Origin of the sequence: Virgibacillus salinus (assembly GCF_900102415.1) — a bacterium.
GTDB classification, from domain to species: Bacteria; Bacillota; Bacilli; order Bacillales; family Amphibacillaceae; genus Lentibacillus; species Lentibacillus subterraneus.
Genome location: NZ_FNKD01000005.1, coordinates 56565 through 75475, shown reverse-complemented (window position 1 = coordinate 75475; position 18911 = coordinate 56565). Strand labels below are relative to the sequence as shown.

16 protein-coding genes are annotated in these 18911 nt (G+C 39.8%); 10 read left to right on the top strand and 6 right to left on the bottom strand.

All coding sequences use genetic code 11. From position 1 onward, the window contains the following. The first annotated feature begins 109 nt into the window (after positions 1–109). From BLS02_RS17505 to BLS02_RS17480, 6 genes are all read left to right on the top strand, one after another. The gene (locus BLS02_RS17505) at positions 110–1291 is read left to right on the top strand and encodes an aminotransferase class I/II-fold pyridoxal phosphate-dependent enzyme (RefSeq protein WP_092494320.1); all 1182 of its coding nucleotides are present in this window, start codon (positions 110–112) and stop codon (positions 1289–1291) included. Further along, positions 1288–2964 carry a thiamine pyrophosphate-binding protein gene (locus BLS02_RS17500; protein WP_254788809.1) on the top strand — a complete coding sequence of 559 codons (1677 nt, stop codon included), beginning with the start codon at positions 1288–1290 and terminating at the stop codon, positions 2962–2964. Before BLS02_RS17505 ends, BLS02_RS17500 begins: the two co-directional genes overlap by 4 nt. A gap of 31 nt (positions 2965–2995) precedes the next feature. Next, positions 2996–4492: an aldehyde dehydrogenase family protein gene (locus tag BLS02_RS17495; protein WP_092494319.1), complete on the top strand. Its 1497-nt coding sequence runs from the start codon at positions 2996–2998 to the stop codon at positions 4490–4492. 232 nt (positions 4493–4724) lie between these two features. After that, a complete protein-coding gene (locus BLS02_RS17490) occupies positions 4725–5897 on the top strand; it encodes a saccharopine dehydrogenase family protein (RefSeq protein WP_092494318.1) in 1173 nt (390 codons plus the stop codon). Between the two features lie 96 nt (positions 5898–5993). After that, positions 5994–6764, top strand: coding sequence for an IclR family transcriptional regulator (locus BLS02_RS17485; protein WP_092494317.1), 771 nt, complete (start codon positions 5994–5996; stop codon positions 6762–6764). A 22-nt stretch (positions 6765–6786) separates the two neighbouring features. Then, on the top strand, positions 6787–7098 hold the full coding sequence (locus BLS02_RS17480) for a DUF3870 domain-containing protein (RefSeq protein WP_092494316.1): 312 nt from the start codon (positions 6787–6789) through the stop codon (positions 7096–7098). 34 nt (positions 7099–7132) lie between these two features. On the opposite strand, the gene BLS02_RS17475 is transcribed toward BLS02_RS17480, so the two are convergent. The 3 genes from BLS02_RS17475 to BLS02_RS17465 are packed head-to-tail and all read right to left on the bottom strand — an operon-like array spanning position 7133 to position 10960. Next, positions 7133–8578, bottom strand: coding sequence for an NAD-dependent succinate-semialdehyde dehydrogenase (locus tag BLS02_RS17475; RefSeq protein ID WP_092494315.1), 1446 nt, complete (start codon positions 8576–8578; stop codon positions 7133–7135). A gap of 19 nt (positions 8579–8597) precedes the next feature. Then, entirely contained in the window at positions 8598–9788 is a 1191-nt protein-coding gene (locus BLS02_RS17470; protein WP_092494314.1) for an acyl-CoA dehydrogenase family protein, read from the bottom strand. Between the two features lie 11 nt (positions 9789–9799). Then, the gene (locus BLS02_RS17465) at positions 9800–10960 is read right to left on the bottom strand and encodes a CaiB/BaiF CoA transferase family protein (RefSeq protein ID WP_092494313.1); all 1161 of its coding nucleotides are present in this window, start codon (positions 10958–10960) and stop codon (positions 9800–9802) included. A gap of 255 nt (positions 10961–11215) precedes the next feature. On the opposite strand from BLS02_RS17465, the gene BLS02_RS17460 reads away from it, so the two are divergent. After that, positions 11216–11611, top strand: coding sequence for a hypothetical protein (locus BLS02_RS17460; RefSeq protein ID WP_092494312.1), 396 nt, complete (start codon positions 11216–11218; stop codon positions 11609–11611). Positions 11612–11674: 63 nt separating this feature from the next. Here BLS02_RS17460 and mreBH read toward each other — a convergent pair whose 3' ends face one another. Further along, positions 11675–12682 carry a rod-share determining protein MreBH gene (mreBH, locus tag BLS02_RS17455; RefSeq protein WP_092494311.1) on the bottom strand — a complete coding sequence of 336 codons (1008 nt, stop codon included), beginning with the start codon at positions 12680–12682 and terminating at the stop codon, positions 11675–11677. A 407-nt stretch (positions 12683–13089) separates the two neighbouring features. Between mreBH and BLS02_RS17450 the strand changes: the two genes are divergently transcribed. Then, positions 13090–13929 (top strand): CAP domain-containing protein, encoded by an 840-nt coding sequence (locus BLS02_RS17450; RefSeq protein WP_092494310.1) that lies wholly within the window; start codon positions 13090–13092, stop codon positions 13927–13929. A gap of 106 nt (positions 13930–14035) precedes the next feature. Next, positions 14036–14800: a lysophospholipid acyltransferase family protein gene (locus BLS02_RS17445; RefSeq protein WP_092494309.1), complete on the top strand. Its 765-nt coding sequence runs from the start codon at positions 14036–14038 to the stop codon at positions 14798–14800. Positions 14801–14822: 22 nt separating this feature from the next. Here the strand turns inward: BLS02_RS17445 and BLS02_RS17440 are convergent, their stop codons facing one another. Further along, on the bottom strand, positions 14823–16013 hold the full coding sequence (locus BLS02_RS17440; RefSeq protein WP_175559522.1) for an MFS transporter: 1191 nt from the start codon (positions 16011–16013) through the stop codon (positions 14823–14825). Between the two features lies 1 nt (position 16014). Further along, positions 16015–17454 (bottom strand): pyridoxal phosphate-dependent decarboxylase family protein, encoded by a 1440-nt coding sequence (locus BLS02_RS17435; RefSeq protein ID WP_092494307.1) that lies wholly within the window; start codon positions 17452–17454, stop codon positions 16015–16017. A 401-nt stretch (positions 17455–17855) separates the two neighbouring features. Here BLS02_RS17435 and BLS02_RS17430 point away from each other — a divergent pair, with 401 nt between their 5' ends. Further along, entirely contained in the window at positions 17856–18851 is a 996-nt protein-coding gene (locus BLS02_RS17430; RefSeq protein WP_092494306.1) for a glutaminase, read from the top strand. The last annotated feature ends 60 nt before the right edge of the window (positions 18852–18911 follow it).

Genomic DNA, 18911 nt, shown 5'->3' with positions numbered 1-18911 from the left:
ATCATTTGAATTCTGTATATTAAAAACAATTGCAAATTTTAAAATACTGATTTATACTTAAATTAGATATGAAACAACGTTTTACTATATGAAATGTGGAGGGGAAAGAATGAACTTTGTTTCTGACAAAGTAAAGAATTTGCCACCCTATTTATTTTCAGAGTTTCAACGAAAGAAAAAGGAACTGGAAGCAAGTGGAGTAGATGTAATCGATTTAGGGATTGGTGCGCCTGATCTGCCGACACCAGATTTTGTGATTGATAGATTGACTGAGGAGTCCAGGATTTCTGAAAATCACCGGTATTCGACATATAGCGGATGCGTAGAGTACAAAGAGGCAGTAGCTGATTTTTATAAGAAACAGTATAATGTTGACTTAGATCCATTCACGGAGGTTATGGCTGTAATTGGCTCAAAGGAAGGAATAGCCAACTTAATGCAAGCTACGCTAAACTATAATGACATGGTATTAGTTCCTGATCCTGGTTATCCTGTCTATCGGACAGCTGTTCATTTAGCTGGAGGAGAAAGTGTTCCACTACCATTGGATATACAGAATGGCTATATTCCATTATATGACCAAGTTGAGGGTGCTGCAGTAAAACGGGCAAAATTAATGCTTTTAAATTACCCGAGTAACCCAACGGCGGCAACTGTAGGTTATAACACATTTTTGAAAGCGATTACATTTGCTGGAAAAAATAATCTCTTGCTCGTTCATGATGCCGCCTATGACATGGTTACTTACAACGGGTACAAGGCGCCTAGTGTGATGCAAGTTCCTGGTGCGAAAGAAAATGCTGTGGAATTCGGGTCCTTGTCAAAGAGCTTTAATATGACTGGTTGGCGTATTGGTTACATGGTTGGAAATAAAGAAGTTATTAAGGCATTATCAACGTTTAAAAGCAACATTGATACGTGTCAATTCCTCCCTATTCAAAAAGCGGCTGCTACTGCGTTGAAAAGCAATTTTTCCCAAGTAGCCAAGAATAACAAGATTTATCAGGAACGAATGGAGAAATTACACAATGCTTTCCAGGAACTTGGTATCTATGCTGATAAGCCGAACGGCACCATTTTCCTTTGGGCAAAGGTTCCTGATGGCTTTAATTCCATGTCATTCGCTAATAAATTACTGGAGGAAGCAGGAGTTATCGTAACACCTGGAAACGCGTTCGGCCCACGTGGTGAAGGCTTTATCAGAGTAGCGCTGACAGTTACTACCGAACGTTTAGATGATGTGATTGAAAGGATTCAAAAGTTAGATTTTAAGGAGGTGGTCCAAAAGTGAAGAGTACGGTAGAAGCAACACGAATAACGAAGACCATAACAGCAGCTCAAGCAATCGTGGAATGCTTGAAAATAGAGGGGATTAAAAATGTGTTTTGTGTTCCTGGTGAAAGTTATTTGCCTGTATTAGACGCATTGCATGACGAGAAGAGTATTCGTGTTTTAAGTGCAAGACATGAGAGTGGAGCGGCATTTATGGCTGAAGGGTATGCAAAGTCGACCTTAAAACCTGGTATTGTGCTTGCTACACGTGGCGTTGGGGCGGCAAACCTATCAATTGGAGTGCATACTGCATACCAAGACTCAACTCCAATGGTCGTATTTCTAGGACAGGTACATAGCAAGTTTAGAGGCAGAGAGGGATTTCAGGAAGTTGATCTTGACCGTTATTTTCAGCACATTGCCAAGTGGGCAGTGGAGGTTAAGGATGCGGAGCGCATGCCTGAAATTGTTCAGAGGGCATTCCGAATTGCTCAAACTGGAAGACCGGGACCAGTAATTATTTCGCTGCCGGAGGATGTTCTCCCAGTTGAAGCTGCTATGCAATTTGGACCTGTAACCGTTAATCCGTCACCAGTACCAGCGCAACAGGAAATTGACCATGTTGAAGAATTGCTTTCATCAGCAAAGAAACCATTGATTATAGCTGGAGGTGGAGTGAAAAGCTCGCAGGCAGAAGAACATCTGGTAGCTTTTGCTGAAAAGTATAAAATCCCTGTAATGGCAGCGTTTCGCAGGCAGGATGTTTTTCCGAATAATCATCCATTATATGTAGGGCATCTTGGGCTTGGGACCAATAAAAAAGTGCTGCAAACCGTAGAGCAGGCAGATCTGGTTATCGCACTCGGCACCCGTCTTTCAGAGGTAACAACACAGGATTATCAAATTATTACAGCAGACAAACAACTTATCCATATTGATATAAGTTATGACACAATCGGAAAGGTTTACGCACCTGATGCAGGAATTGTAGCTGATGTAGGTGAAGCATTACAAGTGTTAGCTAAGATAGATGTCGATTGTTCATGGATTAATTGGGTGAAAGAGCGTCGTCAAGCACATGAGGAGGTAAGCAGTTTAAATGTTTCTCATAATGACGTAATCAATAAACATATTATTGCGTTGATGGAAAAAAAGTTGCCCAAAGATGCTTTATTAACAAATGATGCGGGTAATTTTGCTGGTTGGCTGCATGCCTTTTATCCATTTACCGAAAAACATACGTATGTAGGGCCAACATCTGGAGCGATGGGTTATGGAATGCCAGCAGCGCTTGGGGCGAAATTGGCCTTTCCGGAAAAAACAGTTGTTTCTTTATCTGGTGACGGAGGTTTTATGATGACCGTTCAGGAGCTGGAAACAGCAGTTAGAAATAATATTCCAGTCATATGTCTTGTTTTTAATAATAACATGTATGGAACCATTCGCATGCACCAGGAAATTCAGTACCCGGAGAAAGTGGTTGGTACTGATTTAGGAACTGTTTCCTTTAAAAATTTAGCGATTAGTGTTGGTGCTGACGGTTATCAGGTTACTACAATAGAGGCGTTTGCTGAAGCTCTTGAAATGGCCTTAGAAAAAAACAGACCAGCAGTGATTGAGATTTTGACCGACAAAGAACAGATTTCAGTTTCATCCACGATTACGCAAATTCGTGATCGTGCTACAAGATAGATTACACACTAATTTTTAGGAGGTATTTAGAATGACTGAAACATTACTCAAGGCAGAAAAACTTAAAAACTTTATCAATGGTAATTGGATCGATGTTAATGAATCGACCGCGGTTATTAATCCAGCAAATGGAAAAACAGTTGTTGACGTACCTTTATCAGGCAGTGAGGATGTAAACACTGCTGTTAAAGCTGCTAAAACAGCTCAAAAGGAATGGGCGCTAGTTCCGGCACCACAACGTGCGGAGGTACTGTTCCGTGTTGGAAGCATCATGAAAGAACGTAAAGAACGTTTATCACAATTACTGACAATGGAGAATGGAAAAGTAATTGAAGAAGCACGAGGCGAAGTGCAAGAGGGAATTGATATGGCATTTTACATGGCTGGAGAGGGTCGTCGTATGTTTGGTCAAACGACACCAGCAGAACTAAAGGATAAATTTGCTATGAGCCAACGTTGTCCTGTTGGTGTTGTTGGAATTATCACACCATGGAATTTTCCAATCGCCATTGCAACATGGAAGTCGTTTCCAGCAATTGTTTCTGGTAATGCAGTTGTTTGGAAACCGGCGACAGAAACACCGATTATGGCGTTTGAACTCGCTAAGATATTTGAAGAAGCAGGATTGCCAAAAGGTGTTGTGAATGTTGTCTTTGGAAAGGGATCAGCGGTTGGTGATGCAATGGTAAACCATGATGATATTCGTGTTATATCATTTACTGGATCAAACGATACTGGCCGGAGCATTGCAAGTAAATGCGGGGAACAGCTGAAAAAAGTATCACTAGAAATGGGTGGGAAGAATGCCGTAATTGTCATGGATGATGCGGACCTTAACCTTGCCGTCGAAGGTATTTTATGGAGTGCTTTCGGAACTAGTGGTCAACGCTGCACAGCATGCAGCCGCGTAATTGTTCATGAAGATGTAAAAGAAAGACTGGAAGAGCGTCTGCTTGTTGAAATGGAGAAATTAACAATCGGTGACGGTCTTGATGAGTCAATAAAAGTAGGACCGATCATTAATAATGCAGGTCTTGAAAAAATTAAAAAATATATTCAGATAGGCAAAGATGAAGGAGCTAAAATGCTGGCTGGTGGCTATGTTATGGATGAGGGTGATCATGCAAAGGGTCACTATTTTGCCCCAACATTGTTCACGGACGCAACAGCTGAAATGCGTATTTCACAAGAAGAGATTTTCGGGCCAGTTGTTTCATTGGTACCCGTGAAAAGCTTTGAAGAAGCGATCGAAGTAAATAATGGCGTGGAATTTGGGTTATCAAGCTCGATCTTCACAGGTGATGTCAATCGTGTGTTTAAAGCACAACGTGATCTTGATACAGGGATCGTTTATGTCAATGCAGGTACAACAGGAGCAGAAATCCATCTGCCATTTGGAGGTACAAAAGGAACCGGTAATGGACATCGCGATTCTGGTGTTCAGGCGCTTGATGTATTCACTGAATGGAAAGCAGTCTATGTGGATTTCAGCGGGAAACTCCAACGCGCCCAAATAGACGTTGAGTAGAAAGAAAAGCGAAGGCGACTGTTCAGCGACGTATGGAGTGGACTGATCCGTATGAGATAGAGGAAACGCGAAGAGCGTAAGCGAAACGACGTTGATTTTCGTAAGGAGGAGAAGGAAGTCCACTAGTCGGTAGGAGCCGCAGCCAGACAAAGAAAAGCAAAAGCGACTGTTCAAAATAGGTATACAAGGTGGAATTAAATATAAAATCTTATACAGGGAGTGTGAAGGATGTATGAAAATAGGTGTATTAGGATCTGGATTAATGGGGAAAGAAGCTGCACGCGATTTAGTAGAAAGTGAAGGTGTAACTGCTGTAGGGTTAGCAGATATTGATTTGGAGAGAGCCCAGCAGGTTTGTGATCAATTAAATTCTACTAAACTGACAGCTTATCAGGTAAATGCTAGTGATGAGCAGGAATTGGCTAACTATATGCGCCAGTTTGATGTGATCATAAACGCCTTGTTTTATTCGTTTAATGAAATTGTTGCAAAGACAGCAATTAAAGTTGGGGTTAATTCAGTAGATTTGGGTGGTCACATTGGCCACATGACAGATAAAGTTTTGGCGATGAAAGAGGATGCTGCAGCTGCAGGGGTTACTTTAATCCCTGACTTGGGCGTTGCTCCAGGTATGATTAACATTTTATCCGGTCATGGTGCTAGCAAGTTAGATAAACTAGAGGAAATTAAACTATATGTAGGCGGTATCCCGCTTAAACCAGAGCCACCATTTGAATATAATCATGTATTTTCCATGGAAGGTGTATTTGATCATTATACAGACCCATCCCTTATTGTTCGAAACGGAGTGAAGCAGGAAATTTCATCGTTGACTGAGGTTGAACGTGTTTATTTTGAAAAATTTGGACCATTGGAGGCTTTCCATACATCTGGTGGGACATCTACATTATCGATATCATATCCGAACTTAAAAACACTGGAATACAAAACAATTCGTTATCCTGGTCATGCAGAAAAGTTTAAATTACTTGTTGATCTTAATTTGACGCGGATGGATTATCAAGTAGATGTCAATGGACAAAAAATTAATCCAAGAGAGGTATTGTTAAAGGTCCTTGATCCAATTGTCGATCTAAAAGAGAAGGACGATGCAGTTTTATTACGAATAAAAGTTTCAGGTGAAAAAGATGGAAGACCAAAAACATATGAATACGAAATGACGACTTATAAAGATAGAGTAAATAATGTTACAGCAATGGCCCGTGCTACAGCCAATACCATTTCGGTAGTTGCACAAATGATTGGAAATGGTACAATTTCTAAACGAGGTGTATACCCTCCAGAACAGTGTGTCCCGGGTGAAACTTACATGAAGGAAATGGCAAAAAGAGATGTAAACATACTGGAAACAGGTAATACAGAAAAAGAGCATGTAAATATTTAATGGATTTGTTGAGGTTGTCCTACATCAAATGAGGCAACCTCTTTATTATAATTACAGCGTTTTGGTGAAAATAGATGCAACAAGGAGACTTCGGCCATGAATCAAAGTGTGATAAAGGCATTAAAACTACTAAATTACTTTACAATGGAAACACCGGAATTAACATTGAAAGAGATTGCTAATAAGGCTGAAATCCCAAAACCAACCGCATACAGACTGTTATCCGCTTTGGAATCTAGTGATTTTTTATATAAAACAAAGGAAAACGAACATGATAGCCGCTACCGATTGGGATTAAAGTTACTTGAATTGGGACAAATCGTATCAGACCAACTGGAGATAAGAACGATTGCTTTACCATATATGGAAGAGCTCGCACAGGAGATTAATGAAGTAATTCATTTGGTTATCTCTAGTCAGGATGAAGCGACGTACATTGAAAAAGTGGACAGTTCAAGAGCGTTGCGATTGTATACTAGAATTGGAAAAAGTTCACCACTGTATGTGGGATCTGGTCCTAAGATGCTGCTTGCTAATATGTCACGTGAACAGCAGGAAGAAATATTAAGTAATTCAGAACTATATCGGTTAGGTGATCATACTCCAATTGATAAACAGCAATTAATGGAGCAACTGGAAACAATCTACCAGGATGGATATGCATATAGTATTGGGGAGCAAGATGCTGATACGACAGGAATTTCTTATCCAATTTTTGATTCTCGCAACCAAGTTATCGCCGCATTAGCTGTCAGCGGGTTATCCAGTCATTTTGAAGGAGATAACCTAAAACTACTAAAAAGTAAGACAAAGCAATCTGCTCAAACTATTTCGAGGCAATTAGGTTATCGCGGGCCAGATTTATAATTGCGAAGGGATCTGAATTGTTATGAATACAGTCTTTATAGCTGGCCATGCCAGGCTTCCATCTGGTATGGCTGCGAAAAATATGTATGAAACATTGACCATCACTGCTGAAATTGACAAAAAATATGGCGTGATTGTAGCAGCTAATTGTACACTGGCAACAGAACATGGAAGGCAATTTGTGCAGCAATTACTTAGAGGACATAGCTTGCAGGATGGAATTGAAATGCCTGTTGACGAAGTGAAGGAGCATTATTTAGGTAAAGCTGGGAATGCGTTGGCATCTGCATTGAATGATTTATATAAGCAGTATGAGCATTATATGGGTAACTAAAGTGCCCCCACCAGAGCGAGGTGGGAGCACTACTTTATTCTATCCCCATCGATACATATTTCATCTCCAGAAATTCATCCATACCGTAATGCCCGCCTTCTTTCCCAACACCTGATTGCTTGATACCTCCAAATGGCGCTTCAGCAACCGCTGGAAATACATCATTCACACCAACAATTCCATATTCAAGCTTTTCAGAAACACGGATAGCGCGGCTTGTTGTTTCTGTGAAAATATAGGCGGCTAATCCGTAATCTGTGTTATTTGCATTTTGGAGTGCTGTCTTTTCGTCTGTAAACGTTTGAATTGGCATGACGGGGCCAAAAGTTTCTTCGTTCATGATAAGCATATCATCCGAAATGCTTGATAGAACAGTAGGCTGATAGAAATAACCCTCCATGTCTCCGGACCATTTATCACCGCCTGTAACAATTGCTGCCCCTTTTTCAATAGCATCATCAAGATGTTTCTGAACTTTCTCTGATGCTTGTTGATTGATTAGTGGACCGAGATCTGTATCATCATCAAGCCCATAACCTATCTTTAGCTTTTCGACTTTTTTAGTAAGCTGTTGTGTAAAGATGTCTTTAACGGAATCATGAACATAAATCCGATTAGCACAAATACACGTTTGGCCATTATTTCGGAATTTGCTTGCTAATGCAAGGGTAGTTGCTTTATCAATATCTGCATCGTCAAACACGATAATCGGTGCATGACCGCCAAGCTCAAGTGATAGTTTTTTAACGTGATCAGCACTTTCCCGCATTAAATGTTTTCCGACTTCTGTTGAACCAGTGAATGTTATCAAACGAACTTCTTTACTCGTTAGCATTGTATTTCCGATTGCTTCTGCATCTCCAGTCACTAAATTTACAACACCATTAGGCATGCCTGCGCGTTCAAGTATCTTGACAATTTCGATGGCTGATAATGGTGTTTCTGGAGCTGGCTTTAACACAATCGTACAGCCAGCAGCTAATGCAGGTGCTATTTTTCTGGTTATCATGGATGCGGGAAAATTCCACGGTGTAATAGCACCGACCACGCCAACAGGTTGCGGAATAACTAGCAGTCGCTTAGTTTTATTAGAAGAAGGAATCCATTCTCCGTACGCACGACTTGCTTCTTCGGCATACCAAAGTAAAAAGCTTGCAGCACCTTTAATTTCACCTTTTGCCTCTTTAATTGGTTTGCCTTGCTCGATCGTTAAAATTTCCCCTAATCGGTCGACTTCTTCAAGCATAAGTTCATGTGCTTTGTATAATATGCGTGATCGTTCACGACCTGTCATTTCACCCCATAGTTGAAATGCCTCTGATGCAGCTTTGATTGCTTCTTCAGTTTCGTTTGCTCCACCATAAGCCACTTTTGTTATTGGTTTCAGTGTAGCCGGGTTGTATATAGTATCCGTTTGCTGTGAATCTACATTTCGCCATTTACCATTAATAAAAATACTTTTTGTTTCATTTTCGAACATATGTGAGACCCTCCTTTGACTATTTTCCTTCCCAAGCTGGCAACATCTTATTTAACTGCTTATCCTGTCGATAACCCAATACATAATCTGCCTGCATTAGAGTATGGACTTCCCGGGTTCCTTCATAAATAACTGGTGCTTTCGAGTTACGCAGGTAACGTTCAACAGGATACTCATCTGAATAGCCATATGCCCCGTGAACTTGAACAGCGTCATCAGCAGCTTTGTTGGCGAAATCGCATGCCTGCCATTTTGCGATTGACGTTTCGCGCGTGTTTCGTTTTCCTTCGTTTTTCAATTCACCTGCACGATAAACGAGGAGGCTGCTCATTTGCAGTCCTGCTTCCATATTAGCAATCATGCGTTGAACAAGCTGATGTTTTCCGATTGGTTTTCCAAATGTTTCGCGTTCATGGCAATATTTCACACTTGCTTCAAGGCATGCTCTTATTTGCCCGACTGCACCAGCAGCAACTGTAAATCGCCCGTTATCAAGTGATGCCATTGCTATTTTGAATCCTTCTCCTTCTTCACCGAGTAAGTTTTCTTTTGGAACCTTTACATTGTCAAAAAAAAGCTCCCCAGTGTTACCTGCTCGAATACCTAACTTTCCTTTCGTAGCTTTTGAGGAAAAACCCTCCCATGTTCGTTCAACAATAAAAGCAGAAATACCATGATGTTTACTGTCCTTGTCGGTATAGGCAAAAACAAGAAAATTATCAGCCGTATCACATAAGGAAATCCATGTTTTTTGACCGTTTAAAATATAATGATCACCATCTTTAACAGCAGTGGACTGTAATGCGGAAACATCTGATCCAGCACCAGGTTCGGTTAATCCAAAGGCGCCAACCTGTTCACCTTTTGCTTGCGGAATTAAGTACTTTTCTTTTTGCTGTTCAGTACCCCATTGAAGTAAGGACATACTGTTAAGGCCGGTATGGACGGAAACTGAAGTACGAAATGCTGTATCGCCACGCTCCAGTTCCTCACAGACAATTGCAAGTGAATTATAATCCATCCCACTGCCACCGTAACTTTCTGGAATACAAACTCCCATTAATCCAAGATTGGCGAGTTTTTTCATAATGGAAGGGTCGAATTTTCCTTCGCGGTCCCAGTCAGCAATATTAGGCATTATCTCTTTATCAACAAAGTTTCTTACCGTAGTACGCAGCATCGTTTGTTCTTCTGAAAAATTAAAATCCATCTAATCATCTCCTAATTGTTCGTTTTTGATATTCCTAATTGATTTAAGATTTCATCAGTATGTTCACCAGCATCTGGTGGGTGGTGTTTTAGCTGAAAGGGTGTTCGTGAAAGTTTAAGTGGACTCCCAATCATTCGAATAGCTCCTGCAGTCGGATGAATACTATCAATAAACATATCCCGTTCATTAAGCTGCGGGTCGTTTGCTACTTGATCAATTGTCTGGATAGGTCCGCATGGGATATTATTTTCTTCACAATTTTCCTGCCAGTATGCTGTTGATTTGGTTGAAAAAACATCCTGTAATAACGGAACAAGCTCATCCCGGTGTTCAACACGATCGGGATTTGTTTGAAATCGCTTATCTGATGAATATTCCGGTTTCCCTAAAACATTGCAAAGTCTCTTAAACTGATTGTCGTTTCCAACTGCAATGACCATTTCTCCATCAACTGTTTTAAAAGTCTGGTAGGGTACAATATTGGCATGATGATTCCCAAGCGCAGTCGGAATTTTTTCAGCCATTAAGTAGTTACTGCCAATATTTACGAGAGCACTGACGGCAGAGTCATAAAGAGAAATATCCAATTTTTGTCCTTTACCTGATTGTGTACGTTCGAGCAGTGCACCCTGAATTCCTATACAAGCATATAATCCTGTTAAAATATCAGTAATCGCTACTCCCATTTTTTGTGGACCTGATTCCTTGTCACCAGTAATGCTCATAAGACCACTCATCGCCTGAATAATAAAGTCATATCCCGGCATATCCTTGTATGGACCGGTTTCACCAAATCCTGTAATGGAACAATATACAATACCAGGGTTTATTTCTGCGAGTGTTTCGTAGTCCAAACCAAATTGCTTCATTTTCCCGGATTTAAAGTTATTAATGATGACATCGCTTTCATTTACGAGTTTTTTAATAACGTCAATACCTTCCTCCGACTTTAGATCGACAGTTATACTTTTTTTATTGCGATTGGCACTAAGGTAATAAGCGCTAACTCCATTCTGAAAGGGAGGACCCCATTTGCGCGTTTCGTCACTTCCACCGGGTGCTTCTACTTTTATAACCTCTGCACCAAGATCACCAAGAATCATTGTACAGTATGGGCCAGCAAGTACACGTGACAAATCCAGAACCTTGATATTTTCAAGTGCTCCAGCCATTTGCTCACTCCTTTCTTAAATAAAATAAGCCACCCCAAAATGACTACAGACTACCCTGTAAGTCAATTTGAACTGGCTTTTACCTGTTGAATCAGAACTGGAATAGGACTGTAAACAGATTAGGCAGCATTCATTTGATTCGTGCTTTATCGATCATGTGTCATAAACGCGGAGACGTTTTTACATGATTCACTATCTATATAGTATTATATTCAGAAAAATTTGTAAATAGTTATCTAGTATTTTGATGGAAAAGTGCCAGAAAAGGCGCGTGAATCTGCAGAAGAGAGGTGTGAATCAACAGAAGAAGGGCGTGAATCTGCAGAAGAGGGGCGTGAATCGATAGAAGCGAGGCGTGAATCTGCAGAAGAGGCGCGTGAATCTGCAGAAGCGAGGCATGAATCAACAGAAGCGAGGCGTGAATCTGCAGAAGAGGGGGATGAATCAACAGAAGAAAGGCGTGAATCTGCAGAAGAGGGGGATGAATCAACAGAAGAAGGGCGTGAATCTGCAGAAGAGGCACGTGAATCTGCAGAAGAGAGGCATGAATCAACAGAAGCGAGGCGTGAATCTGCAGAAGAGGGGGATGAATCAACAGAAGAGAGGCATGAATCAACAGAAAAGGAGCGTGAATCAACAGAAGGGGGGTAAATCGACTCTCTTAGTTGCTCAAAAAAACCGTGCCCATTGCTGGGTACACGGCTTTTATTAGCATTATTTTGCTGCTTTTTGTAATTTTGTTATCATTTTGAGTGCTCGTCCTGTTCCAATTGCAACTGATTCCAGTGGATTTGGTGCAATATGGACAGGTACAATTATTTCGTCTGCTAACCAGTCTTTCATGCCATTTAGTAAGGCGCCGCCTCCGGTAAGCACTATTCCGCGGTCAACAATATCACCGCTTAATTCTGGTGGACATTCTTCCAATGTGGCACGAATTGTTTCCAGGATTTGCTGAAGAGATTCTTTTAATGCAGAATAAACTTCCTTCGAAGAAACAGTTACGGTTTTCGGTAAACCTGTCACCATGTCTCGACCACGTACTTCCATTTTTTCCTCGGTATGTTCCTCATGTGCATGGCCGATATCCATTTTAATATTTTCGGCAGTACGCTCACCGATTAAAATATTGTATTTTTTTCGTATGAAATGGGTTATTTCTTCGTCCATCTTGTCTCCACCGATACGGATGGAATTACATGAAACAACACCACCAAATGAAATAATACCAACTTCAGATGTGCCGCCACCAATGTCAACAATAACATTTGCTATTGGTTCATCAACAGGTAAATCAGCACCAATTGCAGCAGCAACCGGTTCTTCTATTAAATGAACATGCTTTGCACCGTAACTCGTAACGGCATTATGAATGGCACGACGTTCTACTGTTGTACTTCCTGATGGAGTGCATACAACAACAGTCGGTTTACGCATGGATAGCCCCATTTTTTTGCTTACTTTTTTCAAAAATTCTTTAAGCATCTGTGCAGTCACATCATAGTCAGCGATAACACCATCTTTTAATGGTCTTATTGGGACTATGTTCTGTGGGGTTTTACCTACCATTTCTTTTGCTTCTGATCCAACAGCTACGACCTGTTTCGTATTCATATCAATAGCCACAACTGATGGCTCGTTCAAGACAATTCCCTTAGTCTTTGAATAAAAAAGTATATTTGCAGTACCTAAATCGATTCCAATCTCTGCATTAGATAACATATAAGCTCCTCCAATGATGACAGTTTTTCTCTATATCATTTCTATACTTTATCATAGTTTTTGGGGGTAGATAAAGAACTTACATATATTGCCTTTAAAAGCCAGTACAACAGAGAAACCTGTAAAATAAATCAAGTAACAGTATGATTACAAAATGTTGTCTTTTGTAATATAACAGGTTGGATTTCAAGAGTGTCAATAGGGATTAAATAGTAATTTTTTCCTGTAGTTTTAAGTTTTTCCTAATAATCTAGGAAGTAACCTATCTTTAAATCTATAATCATAGGATTGTTTATAATGATAGGAGTCTTATCAGTCAGTATGGCAATAGCTTCCAAAATTATTACAAGAAACACGTGGTATGATTATTTTGCAACACAAAAAACCACAGGAGAGGTGTAAAACACATGTTTAACAAAATAATTGTAACAACATTATCCGCAGCATTACTATTTGGTGGAGCTTTTCAAACCTCTGCAGATGCATCTGCAAGCGCAGATCAATCGGAGGATAAATCACATAAAGTATTTTACTCTATTAATGGGCAGCAATTCTCAAAAGAGAATCTTAATAATCTATTAAACAACTACTTTGAAGATTTCCAAATTGAGCGGAATAAAATAGAAAAACAACAAAAACAGCCTAAAGAACAGTCAAATAAAGAAGAACAAAAACAGCAAAAACCTGAGCCTAAAGAAAAACAACCACAGGCAAATAAACAAAAGCAAGAACAGCCAGATAAGCAAAAGCAAGAACAAACAGAGAAACAGGAGCAAGAGCAACCAATTGAGCAGTCAGAAGCTCCAGCACCACAACAGCAAGAAACAACTAAACAACCAGAGAAACAAGAACAAACACAATCACAACAATTAAATGAATTTGAACAACAAGTGGTTGAACTAACAAACAAAGAGCGTACTGCTCAAGGATTAGAACCACTTAAGGTTGATACAGAACTAAGTAAGGTTGCGCGTGAGAAATCTAGTGATATGTCTACAAACAACTACTTCTCACATAATAGCCCAACTTACGGTTCTCCTTTTGATATGATGAAACAATTTGGAATTTCATATCAAACAGCTGGTGAAAACATTGCAAAAGGTCAACGCACTCCACAAGAAGTAGTGAATGGCTGGATGAACAGTGAGGGTCACCGTAAAAATATCATGAATTCTGACTTCACGCACATTGGAGTAGGATATGTAGAGCAAGGTAACTATTGGACACAACAATTTATTGGTAAGTAAATAGCTTTTGAGAGACTGACTTCGGTCGGTCTCTTTTTTTAGCAGTTACCACTTGCGCTTCCATATTTCGACGGTATAATTAAGTTGTTGGATGAGGGGGGTATAAATGATACGTAGCTTGAAAATATACATATACGCTATATTCATTGTGATTGGGAGCGGTTTTAAACTGCGCAAATCTAAAAAGCTCGCATCACAATCGAGTAATCAGTTAAATAAAGAAAAAATATTTGCTGGACCAAAGATGGTTTCACAGAAGGTGATACAAAAAACGAAGTCGGACGTTCATGTTTACGGACAGGAAAAACTACCGGACGAAGCTGTTTTATTTGTTGCTAATCACCAGGGACTATTTGATATCTTAGTTTTGATTGGTTATTTAGGGAAGCCAATTGGATTTATTGCAAAAAAAGAAACAAAAAAGCTTCCTATAGTAAGTACATGGATGGAATTGATTCATTGTGTATTCATTGATCGAAGTGACCGTCGCCAGGCAGTTAAGGCAATTAACCAAGGAATTGCACATCTTAAAATTGGACATTCGATTGTTGTTTTCCCCGAGGGTACGAGAAGCAGGGGAAGCAATCTGAATGAATTTAAATCGGGCAGTTTACGGCTGGCAACAAAAGCAAAAGTCCCGATTGTACCAGTAGCAATAAATGGAACCTACCAAATGATGGAGGAGGATAAGGGGAAAATAAAGCCATCGACAATCACGATGACTATCACTGAACCAATTTATCCAAGTGATTATCAGGACAAGAAACATGGAGAGCTTGCAGCGAGTATCCAAACGACAATACAGGAAACCATTCGCTCTCAGGACACTGCAAATCTTGGTAAGTATGAAATAAATGAGGCTATCCATTAGTGAAAATGGCAGCCTCATTTTTTTAAATTATTTTTTGATCTTTCTCAAGAACATCTGTTATTGGCTTTTGCCGTTTTGGCAATTTTACTGCTAGTAGCATTCCCAATATGCTTATGAAAACCAATAAGCCTAATGCTAATGATGGTGGGGACAAAAGTACTTTTACAAGGTATATTAATAAAATGCCTCCAGCATGACTTGTAAGCATTACGAATCCTATTGCTGTACCTAGTTGACTCGGCCTGAATTGTTTCTCTGTCCAATCCATAATAATTGGAAATCCAGCAAGTAGGAAGAAACCGTCAGCAATTAGCCAGAATGCAATCCATGGTACCCATTGCCAGATAATTATTGCCGAGAATGTTGCTGCATTTACAATTACCGCAATTATTATGAAGGCTCTTCTAGTATCTTTTTTGGCTACTAACGAAGGCATAAAGATAGATCCAATTATTCCTGAAAAAATCATTAAAGCCAATAATGGACCACTTGTTGATCCGGCTATCCCATATTGGTCAAAGATTGGTTCGACCCAGGTGCTTAATGCATCGAATACTCCTAGCCCAATTGCCAGCAATCCACTGAGGGTCCATAAGAATTTATCACGCAGCAGAGCAGAAAGCTTAGGAGTATCTTCCTTTTTAATCGTAACTGTATAGGTCTTTGCCCCAGCTAGTGTATACAATACCCAAACCATACTTAATACCGATGGAATTGCAAATATTGTTAAAACTAATGTAAGTCCGCCAAGAACATATAATATTGGACTAAATAACATGGCAAATATCACACCGAAAAATAAGGCGGCACTTGAAATAGATATTGCCATTGAACGGTTTTTCTCCGGAAAGTATCGGCTTGCATACGCTGAAATTGAATTAATGATAAATGGCTGACCAATTGACATAACAACCTGAATTCCAAGCTGCCAGGAATAACTTGTAGGGTCAGCTAACCTTGCAAGCGCGCCAAATCCTATTGTTACGGCCCCAATAGTTAATGCAATTTTAAAATGCGAGTCAAGCCATCTCCCTGCGGGAAGTGCTACAATAATATAAATGATAGGGAATAGTGCCGCTAAAGTACCCACATTACCTAGACTTGTACCCATATCCTTTGCAACATCAGTTGTAATGGGGGAGAACGTAACCCATAAAACTTGTGAGCTGAATATGAGTAGCGCATAGCCGGTAAGGTGTACCCAACGATTCATGCTATTCGACTCCTTTAGTAAAGGATTTATTGGGTGTGAATAATTCATTTGTTATATAGAGGAAAGCTTCACTTGTAATTTCGTGGGGTAATAAATGGAGTAGTTCATTGATGGATGCCATTTCGCTTGGGAGACTTCCGTCTGCTTTTACTCCTGCAGCATGCAAGAGGGTTGATATAGTTTCACTAGTTATACCATGATCCTTGACCAGTAAGGCTACTTCATTCTTAAGGGAGTTCCTTGGATATAACTTTACATGAGTAATTGCTTCCTCCAATTCTTGAAAAAATTCATCTATTCGGTTAACAGGTGTGATTGTTAAGTGGATAGAGGGTTGTGTATTAATATCACCTGGCTGGACTTGAACATACCATCCTGATTTTTTCATCTCGTCTGCCAACTGAAAAATATCAAGCGTATCAGAACCAATGGCTAACAGGCTTCCTTCAGGATCTCCTAAAATATATAAATCATCCAGCCTCATAAAATGCTTGGTAATTTCCTGCTTCGCCTGCCATATCGTTTCGGCTAATTTCTTATAACCATCGTCACCAATATACTTAAGTGTCGCCCAGCAAGCAGCTAGAGGACCACCGGATTTGGTCGACTGGATTGTTGTGTTAATAACCGGATAGCCACTCCAATTGGTGCAAGTATAATATTGATATTTACGTAATTGTTTATCCCGATATAAAATCACCGATGCCCCTTTTGGTGTGAAAGCGTATTTGTGCAGGTCAACCGACAGGGACGAAACACCAGGAAGGTTGAAATCAAAATCAATAACAGGAAGTCCCAGTTTTTTATAGTAAGCTAGTAGAAAACCACCTATGCATGCATCAACGTGCAGCCAAACTTCATATTTTTCTGCTAGCAAGCTCAATTCAGAAATGGGATCGCTAACCCCGTGAGAATAATTGACACTCGAACCTATCAGCATGATTGTATTTGGTGTTATTGATTTTTCTACTTCATAGGAGTCAACTTTAAATGTTGTATTATCTACAGGTACGATTACTGTATTAATTCCCAAATAATGTGCAGCTTTATGAAATGCCGCATGTGCAGTGGTTGGAAGAATTATTTCTGGAGCTGTAATCGTTGGTTTATGCTCACTTGCATAGTCTCTTGCTGCTTTTACAGCAAGGATAATACTTTCTGTACCACCACTGGTAAAAGTGCCTGCTACCGACATCGCATCATTTGAAAAGAGTTCTGCGATTTCTGCTACAATATTATTTTCCAGTTCTAAAAGACTAGGGAAAACGGTGAAATCAAGCCCATTATGATTCATAAACATATTGTGTGCCTCCTTTGCTACTCTTTCAGCTTCACGTAATCCACTATCGTAAACGTACGCCCATACATTGCCTCCTTTTGGGTTAAGATCTTCTTGCTGGATCTCACTCAATGCTTGCAAAATACTTTCTCTTTTGTTCATTTTGCTAACCTCCAATTTTTTTATGAAATACAGTTTCAGGAACCCAATTAGCGGAAACCAATCAAATAAGGATGACTGCAATAAATCATTAAATTATTCATGCTTTTATCACATATCACATTAAGATGGTGGGGATGCTTATAAAAACAGAGAAATACAGATTTAATTTTAAGTTAAGCATTTTTAAGAAAGCCTACTTTCTTACTTCATAGGTGCACCTATGGTACTCTCCATTAAAGATTGCATTCCAAAATATAAGAATGGCGAGATTTTTTCTTTTCTTACAGAATAATTATATATATGGTAGCATAAGTAGGGACACAATAGGCAATATTCTGATAATTTATCCGGCCAAAAGTCTCTCTTTAATATAGGCATACTACGAGATGAGAGGTGATAAGATGGTACAAGGTATAGCGAATTGGAATACGGAGCAAACCGAAGAATGGCTTCAGAGCTATGTTGACGATTGGGTAGCATTTTATCGGAAACATACTACTGATGGAGAAGTAGCATCATATATTCCTGTTTTACAAGAAGCAGATCCGGATAATTTAGGTATTACGATTATCGGAAAAAATGGAATTACGATACGGTCAGGTGACGATAGTATTCCGTTTACTATGCAAAGTATATCCAAGGTGCTTAGCTTTATCGTAGGCTGTATGGAGCGCGGAGTAGCTTACATGCTTGATAGAGTTGATGTTGAGCCAGCAGGTGAGGCGTTTAATTCGATTATTCATTTGGAAATGAAACAGGTTAAAAAGCCGTTTAATCCACTAATTAACGCTGGTGCGATAACAGTAACATCACTATTGGAAGGAAAGACTTCGGATGAAAAACTAAAGCCAATACTCGAACTCTTAGAAGATATGTTAGGTTATCGCCCTGCTATAAATGTTGAAGTATATGAATCAGAGAGAGATTCATCCATGCGTAACAGGGCAATTGGATACTATTTATTGGAAGTTGGTTTTCTGGAGTCTGATTTGAATATAACATTAGAGACTTATTTTAAACAATGTTCGATCGAAGTTACAATGGATGACTTGGCACGAATTGGTATGATCCTTGCTAACGACGGGGAAGATCCTGATACACAGGAGGAAATTATACCAAGACAAGTCGCGCGGATAGCAAAAGCACTCATGCTGACATGTGGCATGTATGATGCCTCTGGTAAATTTGCTACATATGTTGGTATACCAGCGAAAAGCGGTGTTTCCGGTGGTATACTTGCTGCGGTTCCGCCCAGGGTGCGAGAAGAGGAATTACCATTTCTTGATGGCTGCGGTATCGGTGTTTATGGACCTGCATTGGATGACAAAGGGAACAGTATTGCAGGAATCCGTCTGTTGCGACATATTGCAAAACAATGGGATTTAAGTATATTTTAGAAGGTAGAAAAGTATTTATACTATCTAATTGCATAAGTGCAACTAAAGCTTTCACCGTTA